Origin of the sequence: Acinetobacter sp. WCHAc060025 (assembly GCF_004209355.1) — a bacterium.
GTDB lineage: Bacteria > Pseudomonadota > Gammaproteobacteria > Pseudomonadales > Moraxellaceae > Acinetobacter > Acinetobacter wuhouensis.
Genome location: NZ_SGSX01000036.1, coordinates 1 through 13,939, shown reverse-complemented (window position 1 = coordinate 13,939; position 13,939 = coordinate 1). Strand labels below are relative to the sequence as shown.

Here is a 13,939-nt window from a genome sequence, read left to right as displayed (position 1 = left end):
GGAACAGGAACAGGAACAGGAACAGGAACAGGAACAGGAACAGGAACAGGAACAGGAAGTACGGCAGGTTTTACCAGTTTCACAGGTAATTTTGGTCAAGTCTTAGATCTTGTAACTCAAAATTTTTCAAATACAGATATGGTAAGTGGGGCGTGTAGTGTGACACGTTCAGGAAATACTTTAACTGTAAAAATGCCAAGCAAAAATGTGTCTATAAGTTTAACTGCAAATGAACAATATGGAGATACAACCCCTGTAAATGGAGTAAGTATATTGAGTATGCTTGATTCAAATCACAATATTTGGCAAATGACATATAATAATCAGAGTGGGGCGACTTATAAAACAGGTGCAATTATGATGGGGGATAAAAGTTATACTTGCATAAACTACTAATACAACGAATAAGTTCACTGTATAAGACCGCTTTAGAAAAGCGGTCTTTTTTGTAATAGACGGTGTGAGATATACTTTTAAACACCCCAATGGTTTTTGTATAAATAAAGCGCAACCCCTAAGCTTTTTGTCTTTATGCAATTGAAATTAATTTGATGAAGTCCCATATAGAAGTTAAGTAACAGCACAGACAAGTGATGAAAATTGACCTATGATCAATGCATATCACATTACAAGTCTAAGCGAACAATAGGATTAGGACATCATATGAACATTGCGGCAAACCCTGTAGTTGAAGCACAACAAACTGTTTATTTAAAAGATTATCAAAAACCATCCTATGTTGTAGATTCGATGGATCTCAATATCCAAGTGTTTGATGACCATACGCGTGTTGATTCTAAATTAGTCATGCAACGACAAACGGCTGGTGATTTAGTATTACTTGGTCGTGATCTCGAATTAAAATCTATTTCGATTAATGGAAAGCAACTTACAAAAAGTGAGTATCAATTGGATACTGAGCAACTGGTGATTTCAAATACACCAGATTCTGCAATTGTCGAAATTTCAGTGCTTATCCATCCTGAATCAAATACTCAACTTGAGGGTTTGTATCAAGCAGCAGGTAATTTATTCGTAACGCAAAATGAGCCTGAAGGTTTCCGTAAAATTACTTTTTATCCAGATCGTCCAGATGTTCTTTCGGTATTCACGACGCGTGTTGAAGCAGATAAAAAATATCCTGTTTTGTTGGCAAATGGTAATTTGATCGAAGCGGGTGAAGCAGGTGAAGGCCGTCACTATACCATTTGGCAAGATCCAACCAAAAAACCAAGCTATTTATTTGCTTGTGTGATTGGTGATTTGGCAGTTTTAAAAGATCGCTACACAACCTCTGAGGGTCGTAATGTTACTTTAGAAATCTACGCTGAAGAAAAAGATATTCCAAAATGTCATATTGCAATGGAAGCTTTAAAGCATTCAATGCGTTGGGATGAAGAACATTATGGTCGCCCATACGATTTAGATAATTACATGATCGTGGCAACCAGTGCGTTCAACATGGGTGCAATGGAAAATAAAGGCTTAAATATTTTCAATACTTCATGTGTACTTGCAGATGAAGAATATACGACTGATGCTGCAATCATGCGTGTGCAATCTGTCATTGCCCATGAGTACTTCCATAACTGGACAGGTAATCGTATTACTTGCCGTGATTGGTTCCAATTGTGTCTCAAAGAAGGCTTAACCGTTTTCCGTGATCAATCATTTTCGGAGGATTTGCAATCCGCTGCGGTACAACGTATTGATGATGTTGCGGTGTTAAAAGCACATCAGTTTCCTGAAGATGCAGGCCCATTGTCACATCCACCACGTCCAGATCATTTTGTTGAAATTAATAATTTCTACACAGCGACAGTGTATGAAAAAGGTGCGGAAATTAACCGCATGATGGCAACTTTATTGGGTAAAGAAAAATTCCGTAAAGGTACGGATGAATACTTCAAACGTCATGATGGTCAAGCGGTGACGGTTGAAGATTGGGTTGCTGCTTTAACAGCGGGCTCAGGTGTTGATTTATCAGCTTTCTTAATTTGGTACAACCAACCTGGTACGCCAAAACTTGAGGCAAAAGGTGAGTACGATGCAGCAAACCAGACATATCGTTTGAGCTTTAAGCAAAGTTTGAAAGCACATGCTAAATATCCAAACTTAAAAGTTGTACCGATCCCAGTTGCATTGGCTTTATTTAATGCAAAAACAGGTGAGCAGTATGCACTTCATTCTGATGCATTGTTTGAAAATGGCGTAAAGGATGGTGTTTATTTATTTGATCAAAATGAAGCAACGATTGAATTCACAGGTATTACTGAAAAACCAGTTGCATCATTGTTGCGTAATTTCTCTGCTCCAGTAAATCTTGAGTTTAACTATTCAGATGAAGAACTTGCATTCTTATTGCAATACGAAACCAATGGGTTTAACCAATGGCAAGCAACACAAACATTGCTTGAACGTATTTTGTTGAATGGTCATGATGCCCAAGTTTATCTCAATGCAATTCAGCAAACGCTTCCATTTGTGATTGCGAAAGATCCACTATTGGCTTCGCGCTTATTTGATGTGCCTACTGAAGGTTATTTAGGTAGCCGTATCGACCAAGATTACAATCCAGTTGTGATTAATGAAGCACGTGAAGCTTTATTGAATCAATTGGCGAAAGTATTGGGCGGTTTTGCTAAGGAAACATATCTATCACTTGATCCAGATTCACAAAATGAGTTTTCCCAAGCAATGGGGGTTCGTGCGCTTAGAAATATCATGTTGAGTTTCATTGCCCGTCAAGGAGATGATGAGGCTTTTAATTTGGCAAATACCCAGTATAAAAATGCTGAAAATATGTCTGAACGTTTAGGTGCAATTAAAGTCCTTGTTTGGAATGATGCACCACAGGCCAAAGATGTATTACAAGATTTTTATAATCGTTTTAAAGATGAAGCATTATCATTAGATCAATGGTTTATGATCCAAGCTGCACATCCAAAAGCGACTGCTGAAACGATTCAATATTTAACTTCACATGCAGATTATGATTTGGGTGTACCAAACCGTATTCGTGCGGTGAGCGGTGGCTTAAATGCCAATCCTGTGAATACTTGGAGTTTTGGTGTTCAGCATTTTGTAGATTTGGCAAAATACTTAGATGAAAAGAATCCAATTGTTGGTTCACGTTTATTACAAGTGTTGACGCGTTGGTACACTTTGGCTGAACCACAACGTGGTGAAGTAAAAGCAGCATTGGAAAGTTTAAAAGCACAAGTTAAATCAAAAAATGTCAGTGAAACTGTAAATAGTATGTTAAGTATTTAACTTATTGTAAGTAATTGATTTTTAATTATTTATTATGCTATTTGTCTTATTTTTAATAGGGCAAATAGCACTTTTGGAACTTATAGAAAACAAATACTTAAGCTATAGTTTTGCAGGCTATTTTTCTGTCAAATCGGCAAATGGTAGTTTAATTCCAATATCAACATCATTCCAGATGATTTCATGTCCAGACTCGTAATGTTCTGTCATCTTCGGTGTCGCATGTCCTGCTAATGCCTGAGCACTACGACCAGCTTTTTTATGTAAGAAAATGGCTAATGCTCGAATTTCATGAAAACTTGGGCGCTGTTTAGATGTATAGTTTGGATATGCATTGGTTGATGTCGCTAACTTTGCAAAATTTTTAGTGATATATTGTTTGTCTAATTGAGTGAAATGTTCTTTCACAACATCGATATTAGGACGTCCTTTACGGTTCGGTACTCTATGAATAATAAAAGGGCTATCAATCCCATCGTTACATTGATCTAAAACCTTTTGTAGTTCTTCATCAATTTTAATCCGCACATAACCAGCACCTTCGGAAACTTCGAATTCATCTTCAGGATCGTCCGTTGTTTTCTCTTGCGCGACATGTAGATACCCATCAACAATATGTTCCCATTTCATATTAATAATATCAATGCGTCTTTGTGTCGTTAGCATCGCTAGATCAATGGCATTCTTCATCCATGGTTCGGCTGCATCACGAATTATCGCTAGTCCTTCAACGGTATGTCTCTTTCGTTCTTTATGCGGAAATTTTCGTAAAGTTAGCTGTGCTGGGTTATCAGGACATAAGCCTTTACTCACAGCAAGATCAAATATTTCCATTAAGATAGATCTTGTTTGATTACTTGGTACGGTTGTTAAAGAATCCAAGTGAGCATTGATCATCAGCAATGTAATGCTATCCATACTTAAGTCACGCCATTTGTTTTGGCAGAACGTTAGATAAATACGATAGGTTTGCTTTGTGCTTTTAGATAATGGCTTTCCATCTTTTCTGCGCTTGTGTAAAAACCAATTTTCAGAAAACTCACCAAATGCCACGCTACCTGAAACTTTTGCGACCAAATCCACCTCAGGTATCAATAAGTCATTAAGTTTGCGTGCTGCTTGAAAAGCTTTTTGTCTATCAATACCCATTGAGTGGAATTTACCGGTGACGGGGTGGCGATATCGCCACGATTTACCATCACCACGATAAAGGTTTGTTGGCACATCAAGATTCCCTTTTTTTCTTGGACGTCCCATATCAACCTCTCAAAACTTTATCAACAAGATCATCACCAGTTTGCTTTTGATAAAGATCCCAGTCGATATACCAGAGCTTGCCTTTTTGTTTAGCTGGTAATTCACCTTTGCGACAAGCTCGTGTAATTGTTTGTGGAGAAGGTGGCGTTGCATTTTCATCATCTCCATACACCAACTCAAGAAATTTTGAAACTTTTACTAAACAAGTCATCAACCTTCCTCCTCTTCACTAAACTCATCATCAAGTTCAGCACACACATCACTATGTTTTGACATACATTCAAAATCATCACTGCAAACATCACAAACCATCATTGACTCAAAATGAATGCAATTATCAGAGTTTGTTCCGCACACATCACAAACATCAATCATGACTCCGCTCCTGTGCTTCGATCATGGCTTTGTATTCTTCAAAATCACAATTTTCAGGATCAGTTTGTGTAAGTAAATCTTGTATTTTACAAGCTGTACACCACCATTCATTTACACGTGGATTTTTAGACTCAAAAGGGTAGACTTTGCTATTAGGATCACGCTGATAAACATTCATAGATGATGCCAGTAGATCAACTAGTTTTAATGTTTGATCTATTATCTCAAAATCAGTTCTACTTTCAGGCACAGCCATTTGTTGGGCTGCTTGCCACATAAACCACATTTGGCGCGTCTGATCTTTAAACCAAATAATGTCACCATTAGTATCATTAACGTGCTCAAACAATTGTTCATCAGTAAGTGTTTGTGAGAGCAAGTCATATACAAAAGTGCTTTTAAATCGTTTAATAAATTCTTCTTTTTGAATATCCATCACGCCACCTGCTGAACTTTTAAAAAATAAACTTCATTTTCAGTTTTAAACTCAGCACACTGAAGAATTGCCTTTACTGTTTTTACACTGAGTCTAGAAGCAGTCATTAATTGACTCACAGACAAGCCGAATGGCTCATTTTCCAGAACCTTGATTACTTTATTTTTTGCGTTTTCAAAGTTCTTTTTTGCCACTTCTTTTTGAAAATCTTTAGCAGAATCCATATCACCAACTCTATACTTCAAAATTAATTACAATCGTTCCGTTTACAATCAATAAAATTTCAAGCAACAAAAGACAAAACTCCATTTTTATCCCCTTTGACTTCTAGAAAGTCTGGTGAAGCCAGATGATCTTCAAATTCTTTACCAAGCTCAAAAGCAGCAGGATTACCATTTAAAGTGTCAGTGACTAAAACATAATGATGCTTTTTTTTGATTCCACGGTCGCTTGTACGCGCCGTGAAACCCTTTTCTTTTAAATTTGAAACTTGATAACCAAGTTTGGTGAACCAGATGCGAAATGCATCTAGGTTCTTTCTTTTGACTACGGTTTTCATTGAGTTGCACCGTTTTCAAGTTCAAAACCATTTAAGATATTCATTTTATTCCTCAATGCTGTACTTGATTTTGTTGCTGAACTTGATTCACTGGCGGTGCTTCAAACCATCCCATTTGATCTGCACGAGCTTTACATGCGCGTCTAATTGATGCATCAAATTGAGTATTGGCAAATGTGTTGATAGCCTTGTCTAATGTTTGAGGCTTTTTAGCCCCTTTTATTGCACCTAAAGCATCGTTATAGCGTTGTGCTAAAGGCCTTTGTTGCTGTCCATTTGATTGGCTATTCTGGTTGCTATTAGATTGTTGAGCTTGTCTAGAATTTGACTTTGTATTATTAGATTGAGCAGCATGATTCACTTGGTTGTGATACTCATCAGAGTCATAGTCTTTGGTGTCATCAATCAAGAACAGGCCATTTAAAGCGTATTTACGAGCGTAAGAACTTGATGCGCCAAACGTCTGAGCAACATCCATACCTTTCTTATTAATTTCAACACCAGCATGAGCTTTGACAACAGTTTCTTTTCCACTCGCGTCTGTGAAAATAACTTTTGCTGTCACGACAACTACACCAGCAACTTCTTGAACTTCGTCTGTGATAATCAGTGATGCGTCATATTTCTGAAGAAGTGGTTTAACGGCTTCAAGAATGTCTTCACAATTACGATAGTTATATTTACCAAATGTGTTTGTTTTGCTTTTAGGGGCTTTTAATTCAGCTTGAATCTGCTGAAGTGCGTTAATATTTTGATTATTTGTATTGTTCATGATCCATCTCCTACATTAAGCCACGACTAGCACGTTTCCACTTCTTATAATCTGCAGAAGCAAAATGGCCAGCGTCATTTAAACGGTCGTAGTAATCTGAATTTGATTTGGCTGTAACTGCTTTAGTAAGTAAATCGTTCAGCTTTTCTGATACTTTGTTATCTTGGATTTTGAACAAAGTATTTGGATATTCACGATACAAATCGTACTTTTGCTGAAAGCCTTTAAGCGCAAAATCCTTTTTTTCTTTCAACTTCAAGATATAAAAAGTAGGTTTATCAATACCCACACGGTAACGAGCACCTTGTGATGTTTCACTGTCGAATTGGCAGAAGAAAGTGGGTTTAGTGAGTAGATTCATTAGATCGCCTCCACTAAACGGTTACGCATGATGTAGCCAGCGATTAACTGATTGATTGCACGATGGTCAGCATCAACAGTGAAGTCATTGAATTTAGCGCCGTAGATGGATTTAACGTCATCAATGGCAAGGTTTGAAACTTCGACTTCTGTGTATTCAGAACCACGTACGCCGTAGTCGGCAGGGTACTTATCGAAATCAAAACCAACTTTTAAGATGTAATCATCAAGTTTGATTACTGCAGTACCTGAATGATCAGAATCTAATTTAAGCGTTTGAACTTCATAGGTAGATGGAGTGATTGCAGGGATAGTAACAGGTGGTTTGTATTCAGTTGAATCAGGGTTATAAGCGAATGCAATAACACCTGTAGTGAATAAGCCCGCAAGTGCTGCGACTTTAATAAAGCCAAAAGGCTGTACATGATGTGTAACAGTGGGATTGATTGAATTGGGTTTTATGTTCATAATTGATCTCGCAGTTTCTGTAAAAGCACACATGATTTGACGGTCGGTGTGCTTTTTTGTTGTCTGTGAGATTTATATTAACTATGGTTAATTTATTAGTCAAGAGGGAAGTTAACAATGGTTAATCTTTTTATTAGCTATGGTTTATGCTTTAATAGACAAAAGAAAACCACTCAATAGGTGAGTAAATGAGTCTAGGAAATGAAATACATGAATGGCGTAAGCAGATTGTTGAAAAATTACTGCTAAATGGTGTAAAGCCTGAAGATTTGGAAAAGCAGGTAAGCGCTGCACAAAAACTTATTTATGGAAGCTACATTGATACTGTGGTGATTGAATGCCCACTTAAATTTAAGGATGAGTTAAAAGCCACTCTTTTGGAGTTTTCACAAAAGAATGGCTGCCATGTGATTTCTAAGGTCAATCGCTAGATAAGAGACGACCTCCAGCAAGTGGCTTGTTATGTGTGCGCTCCTCATCACATGCTTCTTCAATTTCTGCATGTGATTCTTTATAGGCTTGAACCCAATCAGATGCAGTAGTTTTTTTATTGGCAAGTTTTGATTTAGTAAGCTCTAACGCTAGAGCTTCTATAATTTCAGGTTTCATATTTTCTCCGATATTTATGAATGCTTGAGATCAATGTTGGTGCAGAGTCTCAGCTTCATAATATCAGAGGGGGTATGGATTTTTAAAAAGAAAACCCTGCATATAGCAGGGCGACGAGATAGATTTTACTTAGTTATTACAGGTTATCCTTCAGTAACCTTGTTGGTGATTGTAGGTTCTAGGTGTTACAGGTAAATAAAAACCCACGCGGGGTGGGTTAAGGGAGTTTGCTAAATCATGAAAATTGTAATCATACAACCAAATAAACTTGAGGTTGAAACAATTGCTCAAGCAATTAGAAAAAACATCAATTCTTGCTCGTTGAAAAAGCTCCAAAACTATAAGAGCTAACATCAGAGAGACGAATGGATATAGCTGCAGCATCGGAGTCTTCGGATGGCAAGAAGACAGATCCTGATATATACCTAGCATTCTTTAAATATAGAAATTTTTGGCAGTAAGAATCTGGAATTTTTTCAATATCTTCTTCCGTTAAATGATCCTTAATTGTGCCATCTTCGTTAAAAAAATCTTTCTTTTCAATATTTAAAGCATCATGAATTGGCTTAAAGATAGCGTTTAAATTTAAATTGTAAAACTCTTCTTCCCCTATCATTATTCCACTTATTAATTGGCCTGATACATTAAGAGTAATTGGGATTTGGTATCCATTATCAGGGTTGTTGGTCAAGTTGCTTAATAAATGTAAGTAAATATTAGTATTTCTATCGCGCTTTTGGCTCATCTTTTCATCTCCACCCGATCCAAAGGACTGCGTCGGGTTCGCAGTTTATAAAACCATTGAACCCCAACAAAAAGCCACCAGTACAAGTAGCACCACCAGTTTCATGTAGTCAAATTTATTCATTTTTAAATTCTTCTCTAAAATTCATTCACCCAACACGATCTTAGGGTTGTGTTGGGTGAATAGTTTTTTATTTAAGACAAACTTCTTTATATACAGTACCAATGTCCCTATGTATGTTTATTTTTACAGCCTCTGAAGAATTACGTAAGTCAAAACTACCTTGATATACAATAGATTTCTTTGAGCAGTTAACTTTTATCTTATGGGGTATTTTTAAGCTCAATCTATTGCCTCCCGTTTCATATTTTACAAGTAGCGTTCCATCAGGCTGTTTTTCAATATTTTCATCAATCCTAACAACAGAGCCAGCAGCTCGATTTTCTTCAGTAGAAATATCTTTCCAAGGTTCTGCATTTACCTGTGGTGTAATTATCAAAATATAAATTAGTAGACTTTGAATTCTCATTTAAATATCCGAATATCTCTCTAAAAACTCATCTATCCATTCTTGAGCTGCTTCAAGGTTTGTTATATCAGCCAGCTTTAAACTGGTTTCTTCAGCTTCATTAAACCCCTCAATAATAGCTTCAAAAATATTTGCTTCAGCTATGACTTCACGCGCCATTTCAGCAGGGTCATAGCTTTGCTTGGCTTTTTTAAGTGAGGCTATTTGTTTATCAATACCTTCGCCAATTTTACCTAATGCTAATTTGAATTCTTGGCGATTAATTGTTAGCGCGGTTTTAGATTTATTTAGGGTTGCTATCATAGTGGTCTCTTTCTATAAAATTTTTGAAATTTATTAGATTAACTTTTTCTCATTCGTTTTGGGCGTGACCCACCTAGCGGCCTAAATGCATCAATCACGAGCCCAACCAACTCCATGCCTTCTTCAAATTCAATAATATTCGGATGGAAATTAGGATTGAGTGCTTGCAGGTACCTACGCTCATCGCTCTCAATAACAAATTTCTTAAATGTTGCATCAGTGTTATTTCTTACAACAATTAAATCTCCCGACAAAAGATCGCACACCTGAAATTTAGGATTTACCAAAATACAATCACCCTCCATATAGGTTGGGTAGTTACTAATACCAACGACTTTCAGATAAAAACAACCATCAGGGTCATCAACACTTAAAGGTGGTAACCATTCAGCTATTTCTAACGGGTCAATTGATTCAACTGATGTCATAGACCCAGCTTGAACCCATGATAAAACAGGAATTAGTTTTGAGGTGATAGGCATAACGTTATTGTCGAATTTTTTCTCATTTTTCCCACCAAACAACAGCCAGTCATCAGTTACACCTAGAAACCTCGCAATAACTTTTAAATTTTCTGCGGTTGGTACACTGACGCCATCAAGCCACTTTTTTGCAGATACAGGAGACTTCTTTGTGGCCCTAGCTAGATCGGCAGCTCTTAAATTTTTTTCTTCAAGCTTCTGTTTAATGCGAGCGTGTAAAGACATAAAAAAATCCCCAAAAGATTAACTAATGTTAATACGAACTATTGAAACTATGGTTAACAAGTGTTAAATTTGGTTTATTAACCATAGTTAACTTGGTGTAACCGTGAAAATTAACGATTTATTGAATTACCACAATTGTAAAAGTCGAAAAGAGCTATCCCAAAAAATTGGATATTCAACCGTCACACTTTGGAAGTGGGAAAAATTTGGAATTCCCTTAACAACCCAAGCTGTCTTACAAGTCAAAACAAATGGGAAGCTCAAGGCTGACCAACAAACCTTAGTCGCTTAGGAACCACCATGAGCAAAGTATCAATTGAAATGTCTGCAAGCGCTAGAAATGACATTGCACGTGTATTTAATGCGCTTGCACAGGCGAACAATAGTGTTTTAGCGGAACGCTTAGGAGTGGATCCAAGCACACTTTCAAGAATGAAAAATGATAAGAAAAGCAATGGTTTGACTGAAATTGAAAATGCTTGCGTCTTATTGAGTCTTCTTGGATTCAAGGTTGTTCCAAAAACCTATGAAAGTTTAGATCGTGAAACAGCAGCCTCAATGTTTCACATGATGAAATGCTACATCAACAGAGTTGAATCAGTAGATGACCTTTTCCATCACGAAATTAGTGAGAGAAAGGAAGAATTGGGCTATGGAAGTCCAGACATTAAAAAAGCCTGATGGATTAGATCAGGCTTCATACATTCATAACGAGGTAGAAATGAATATGAAATCAAATATACCAAAACATCCTTGCGCTAACAAGTGCACTGACTTCAAAGAAGAGCAGTGTAATACGTGCTTGGTGCGGGAATTACCCAGCGCAAAAGAATGTGATTCGGATTTTCTACCCGGTGATGTTGTGGTTTTGATTGGCGAAGGCACAAAAGATGTGTTGCTAGAAATTGTCAATCATATGTACACGCCCAATATGTACCGAGTAAAGATTTTGGAGTCGAGAACTTTTGGTCCTGCTTTTAAAGATGACATTCGCCACGCAACAGTCGCAGAAATCCAAGCCAATCGTCGATTAACCGAGGCTGAACAAGCATTAGCGGAGGTTTCATGACTACAAATCAACACTTCCAAAAAGCACCAGAGCATAAACAAATCCAGTGGACTCAATCATGGTATGAACCTGCTTTAAGGTCGCTGGCATCATTTTTGGAAGTGCGCAAAGCCAATCTTCGCAAAATTAATCGTGATGTCAAACAAGCTGCGGTAGCTAGAAATGAGTTTATTGAGCTTTTAACCAATGAGCATCGGCTTTCTGTGTATCAGGCGAGTGAAATAGTAGCAAGCCTATATCGGGCCAATAAAATTTTGATGCATGGCAGTTTTATTTATGAAATGCCTGAGGCTGGTGAATTATGAGCTTAGATGCAACCATATGGGCTTGGAAAGTGCGTCAAAAACAGAAGAAAGGTGGCAGCATAAAGCCACTGAAGAAACTTGTTTTACTGTCACTAGCAGACCGTGCTAGTGAAGATCATTGCGCTTATCCGAGTGTGGCTAGGTTGGTTGAAGATACCGAAATGGATCGTAAAACTGTTTTAAAAATCATCGATGAGCTGATTGAAGACGGATTAATTATTGATACAGGTGAACGTAAGGGGCGCACAAAACAGGTCAAAGTTTATCAATTGCTGGGTGTAACTGGTCGTGAAACAGTACCAATAACGGTACTGTTAAAAGATGAAAATGAGGATTTAAACAATACCAATAATGGGACTGTTACCCCTCTTAAAGAGTCCCAACAATGGAACAGTTCCAACAATGGAACAGTCCCAACAATTCCGTTAAAGAGTCCCAACAATTCCGTTAAAGAGTCCCAACGTTGGGACACGGAATCTTTAAAAGAATCTATTAATGAATCTAAAAATAAAAAAGACTGGCTTTGTTTGAAAAAACTTCGTTTGGAATTAGATCAAGCCGATCCCACGGTAGTGCCAAAGTCGATTATCGAAGCAGTTTGGTTTGAACGTGAAAAGAAAGTATTTGAACTTTTCAATGCAGGTCGTGATTTATGTGATGACTTGATGATTTATCACTTTACCGACTGGTTACTTAAAAATCGTCATAAGTACAACCAAAACCCAAAATCTGAAATCAAAGATACAAATCCTGATTTCATCTCATTTGCATCACCAAGTCAGATGTACATGTTTGCAAACAAACTTGCTCGCCATCCTGAGGTCATTAAAAAATATAGCTCTGCAGGTGAATCGTATGAAAATCTTGCTGGTCGCATTGCTGCAAAACTCGCCGATCCTTCTGAACGCCAGAATTGGAAATCATATCTTGCTGACGTTGGTTTTAAACCTAAGGGCAGAGGTGCAGCAGCATGAATGATTCTAAAAAACCAATGTATATCTTCACTGAACTAGGCAAAGAAAAGCTTTGTAAACATTGTGATGAATACTGGCCAGTTGATTCAGAATTTTGGTTCATGATCAAAGCAAAGCTTAAAGACGGGACGATTGTTATGCGCCCTGATTCTGCTTGCAAAGGATGTTATGACCGTGTTTATCGCCCAAGCCATGTTAAAGGCACCAACAAAGTCAAATCTGGACATGAGAAGGTGGCGGCATGATTAAACATGACTTAATTGAGCAAGTTGGTGGGATTGAAAGGGCGAGAGGGATTGTAGAGGGTGCGCCTGATAATACCGCCACTCATGTGGCTGTATGTAAGCAAAATCATTACTACAGACTAGACAATGGGTGTGAGCAAACGTATTGGAATGGTGGTTTTAAAGATTGGATGGACTCGACTATCGAAGAGAGTTGGGAGATTTTTTATAACTTTAAATTTGCATATGTGCTTGACGACCTCCGCACCGCAATTGCTGAATACGACAATCCTCAGCTCTGTATCGATTGTGGTTCATCTGATTTGCACAAGGGTGGTGAAATCAAAAAGCCGAAAATGTGCTTCAAATGCTACGCCGCTATGACAGGTTTTACATTAATTGGTGATCAACTTATTGAAGATGATGAACTTGCTGAAATCAAAACAGGTCATCGCATCGACAAACAACTCGAATCAGACGATTGCACAGACATTCGGAATCATTTGAGTCCGAGTACAAGAGTGGTGGACTTATGAGTGATATGACATTTGATGAATTCTTTGATCAGTTTGAACCACCTGAACTCACAGAAGAGCGCAAAGAAGAACTTAACCAAGATTGGCAGGGCGTGAATGGAGCTGTAGCGTTTAGCTTAATTGAACGTCATGCGGACAATTGGAAAGAAATAGATTACATGATGCAGCAATGGTTGCTGAAAAATGGTGGCGATAATGAGTAAATCTAAAGTAGTGGATAAGTGCAGAGAAGCGTTTGAGGGGAACAGATTTTGGATTGGGATTTTTAGAACCGATGTTGATTTTAAAGGTGAACTCGGTGAGTTTGGATTATATGAAGCAGTTAAGTCTGGAGTGAGTGCACCTTACTTATCGGAGTTTAATAATAAGTGGGTGATTTGGTGCAAGGCATGGCAATCAAGACAGGCTGAGATGGATGAGCTTCAAGCAAACTTAGAT

Annotated in this window: 25 protein-coding genes and 1 pseudogene; 12 read left to right on the top strand and 14 right to left on the bottom strand. The window is 37.7% G+C overall.

Going from position 1 to position 13,939, the window contains the following annotated elements:
• The coding region (locus EXE09_RS18870; protein WP_213073897.1) for a hypothetical protein at positions 1 to 396 on the top strand (396 nt) is incomplete at its 5' end.
• 267 nt (positions 397 to 663) lie between these two features.
• Positions 664 to 3,273, top strand: coding sequence for an aminopeptidase N (gene pepN, locus EXE09_RS18005; protein ID WP_130118184.1), 2,610 nt, complete (start codon positions 664 to 666; stop codon positions 3,271 to 3,273).
• 117 nt (positions 3,274 to 3,390) lie between these two features.
• Here the strand turns inward: pepN and EXE09_RS18000 are convergent, their stop codons facing one another.
• The 9 genes from EXE09_RS18000 to EXE09_RS17965 are packed head-to-tail and all read right to left on the bottom strand — an operon-like array spanning position 3,391 to position 7,500.
• A complete protein-coding gene (locus tag EXE09_RS18000; protein ID WP_130118183.1) occupies positions 3,391 to 4,530 on the bottom strand; it encodes a phage integrase Arm DNA-binding domain-containing protein in 1,140 nt (379 codons plus the stop codon).
• Position 4,531: 1 nt separating this feature from the next.
• Entirely contained in the window at positions 4,532 to 4,741 is a 210-nt protein-coding gene (locus EXE09_RS17995) for a DNA-binding protein (protein WP_068974410.1), read from the bottom strand.
• Positions 4,741 to 4,905, bottom strand: coding sequence for a hypothetical protein (locus tag EXE09_RS18865; RefSeq protein ID WP_165382088.1), 165 nt, complete (start codon positions 4,903 to 4,905; stop codon positions 4,741 to 4,743). The genes EXE09_RS17995 and EXE09_RS18865 overlap by 1 nt, the downstream gene beginning before the upstream one ends.
• Positions 4,898 to 5,341, bottom strand: a complete 444-nt coding sequence (locus EXE09_RS17990) for a hypothetical protein (protein ID WP_130114488.1) — start codon at positions 5,339 to 5,341, stop codon at positions 4,898 to 4,900. Before EXE09_RS17990 ends, EXE09_RS18865 begins: the two co-directional genes overlap by 8 nt.
• Positions 5,341 to 5,565, bottom strand: a complete 225-nt coding sequence (locus EXE09_RS17985; protein WP_087554158.1) for a hypothetical protein — start codon at positions 5,563 to 5,565, stop codon at positions 5,341 to 5,343. The genes EXE09_RS17990 and EXE09_RS17985 overlap by 1 nt, the downstream gene beginning before the upstream one ends.
• A 59-nt stretch (positions 5,566 to 5,624) precedes the next feature.
• Positions 5,625 to 5,900: a response regulator gene (locus EXE09_RS17980; RefSeq protein ID WP_130114486.1), complete on the bottom strand. Its 276-nt coding sequence runs from the start codon at positions 5,898 to 5,900 to the stop codon at positions 5,625 to 5,627.
• 52 nt (positions 5,901 to 5,952) lie between these two features.
• Positions 5,953 to 6,672 (bottom strand): ERF family protein, encoded by a 720-nt coding sequence (locus EXE09_RS17975; protein WP_130114485.1) that lies wholly within the window; start codon positions 6,670 to 6,672, stop codon positions 5,953 to 5,955.
• A 10-nt stretch (positions 6,673 to 6,682) separates the two neighbouring features.
• On the bottom strand, positions 6,683 to 7,033 hold the full coding sequence (locus tag EXE09_RS17970) for a hypothetical protein (RefSeq protein WP_130118182.1): 351 nt from the start codon (positions 7,031 to 7,033) through the stop codon (positions 6,683 to 6,685).
• Positions 7,033 to 7,500, bottom strand: coding sequence for a hypothetical protein (locus EXE09_RS17965; RefSeq protein WP_130118181.1), 468 nt, complete (start codon positions 7,498 to 7,500; stop codon positions 7,033 to 7,035). Before EXE09_RS17965 ends, EXE09_RS17970 begins: the two co-directional genes overlap by 1 nt.
• A gap of 188 nt (positions 7,501 to 7,688) precedes the next feature.
• Here EXE09_RS17965 and EXE09_RS17960 point away from each other — a divergent pair, with 188 nt between their 5' ends.
• Positions 7,689 to 7,931, top strand: coding sequence for a hypothetical protein (locus tag EXE09_RS17960; RefSeq protein WP_213073867.1), 243 nt, complete (start codon positions 7,689 to 7,691; stop codon positions 7,929 to 7,931).
• On the opposite strand, the gene EXE09_RS17955 is transcribed toward EXE09_RS17960, so the two are convergent.
• From EXE09_RS17955 to EXE09_RS17935, 5 genes are all read right to left on the bottom strand, one after another.
• Complete coding sequence (locus tag EXE09_RS17955; RefSeq protein ID WP_130118180.1) at positions 7,921 to 8,109, bottom strand: hypothetical protein; 189 nt, start codon at positions 8,107 to 8,109, stop codon at positions 7,921 to 7,923. The genes EXE09_RS17960 and EXE09_RS17955 overlap by 11 nt on opposite strands.
• Before the next feature lie 307 nt (positions 8,110 to 8,416).
• Positions 8,417 to 8,854 (bottom strand): hypothetical protein, encoded by a 438-nt coding sequence (locus tag EXE09_RS17950; protein ID WP_130114490.1) that lies wholly within the window; start codon positions 8,852 to 8,854, stop codon positions 8,417 to 8,419.
• A 190-nt stretch (positions 8,855 to 9,044) separates the two neighbouring features.
• Positions 9,045 to 9,383 carry a hypothetical protein gene (locus tag EXE09_RS17945; RefSeq protein WP_130118179.1) on the bottom strand — a complete coding sequence of 113 codons (339 nt, stop codon included), beginning with the start codon at positions 9,381 to 9,383 and terminating at the stop codon, positions 9,045 to 9,047.
• Entirely contained in the window at positions 9,384 to 9,686 is a 303-nt protein-coding gene (locus tag EXE09_RS17940; protein WP_130118178.1) for a hypothetical protein, read from the bottom strand.
• 38 nt (positions 9,687 to 9,724) lie between these two features.
• Positions 9,725 to 10,393, bottom strand: coding sequence for a LexA family transcriptional regulator (locus EXE09_RS17935; protein WP_130118177.1), 669 nt, complete (start codon positions 10,391 to 10,393; stop codon positions 9,725 to 9,727).
• Between the two features lie 103 nt (positions 10,394 to 10,496).
• Between EXE09_RS17935 and EXE09_RS19120 the strand changes: the two genes are divergently transcribed.
• The 9 genes and pseudogenes from EXE09_RS19120 to EXE09_RS17890 form a co-directional block, all read left to right on the top strand.
• Positions 10,497 to 10,685 carry a hypothetical protein gene (locus tag EXE09_RS19120; protein WP_130118176.1) on the top strand — a complete coding sequence of 63 codons (189 nt, stop codon included), beginning with the start codon at positions 10,497 to 10,499 and terminating at the stop codon, positions 10,683 to 10,685.
• Between the two features lie 8 nt (positions 10,686 to 10,693).
• Positions 10,694 to 11,074 carry a transcriptional regulator gene (locus tag EXE09_RS17925; protein WP_130118175.1) on the top strand — a complete coding sequence of 127 codons (381 nt, stop codon included), beginning with the start codon at positions 10,694 to 10,696 and terminating at the stop codon, positions 11,072 to 11,074.
• Entirely contained in the window at positions 11,046 to 11,462 is a 417-nt protein-coding gene (locus tag EXE09_RS19115; protein WP_228257234.1) for a hypothetical protein, read from the top strand. Before EXE09_RS17925 ends, EXE09_RS19115 begins: the two co-directional genes overlap by 29 nt.
• Positions 11,459 to 11,767 carry a hypothetical protein gene (locus EXE09_RS17915; protein WP_087554171.1) on the top strand — a complete coding sequence of 103 codons (309 nt, stop codon included), beginning with the start codon at positions 11,459 to 11,461 and terminating at the stop codon, positions 11,765 to 11,767. Before EXE09_RS19115 ends, EXE09_RS17915 begins: the two co-directional genes overlap by 4 nt.
• Positions 11,764 to 12,741: a helix-turn-helix domain-containing protein gene (locus EXE09_RS17910; protein ID WP_130118174.1), complete on the top strand. Its 978-nt coding sequence runs from the start codon at positions 11,764 to 11,766 to the stop codon at positions 12,739 to 12,741. Before EXE09_RS17915 ends, EXE09_RS17910 begins: the two co-directional genes overlap by 4 nt.
• Positions 12,738 to 12,986, top strand: a complete 249-nt coding sequence (locus EXE09_RS17905) for a hypothetical protein (RefSeq protein WP_130118173.1) — start codon at positions 12,738 to 12,740, stop codon at positions 12,984 to 12,986. Before EXE09_RS17910 ends, EXE09_RS17905 begins: the two co-directional genes overlap by 4 nt.
• Positions 12,983 to 13,501, top strand: a complete 519-nt coding sequence (locus EXE09_RS17900; protein ID WP_130118172.1) for a hypothetical protein — start codon at positions 12,983 to 12,985, stop codon at positions 13,499 to 13,501. Before EXE09_RS17905 ends, EXE09_RS17900 begins: the two co-directional genes overlap by 4 nt.
• Positions 13,498 to 13,704, top strand: a complete 207-nt coding sequence (locus EXE09_RS17895; RefSeq protein WP_130114629.1) for a hypothetical protein — start codon at positions 13,498 to 13,500, stop codon at positions 13,702 to 13,704. Before EXE09_RS17900 ends, EXE09_RS17895 begins: the two co-directional genes overlap by 4 nt.
• A pseudogene (locus EXE09_RS17890) lies at positions 13,697 to 13,939 on the top strand (hypothetical protein); the annotation flags it as partial. The gene EXE09_RS17895 and the pseudogene EXE09_RS17890, both read left to right, overlap by 8 nt.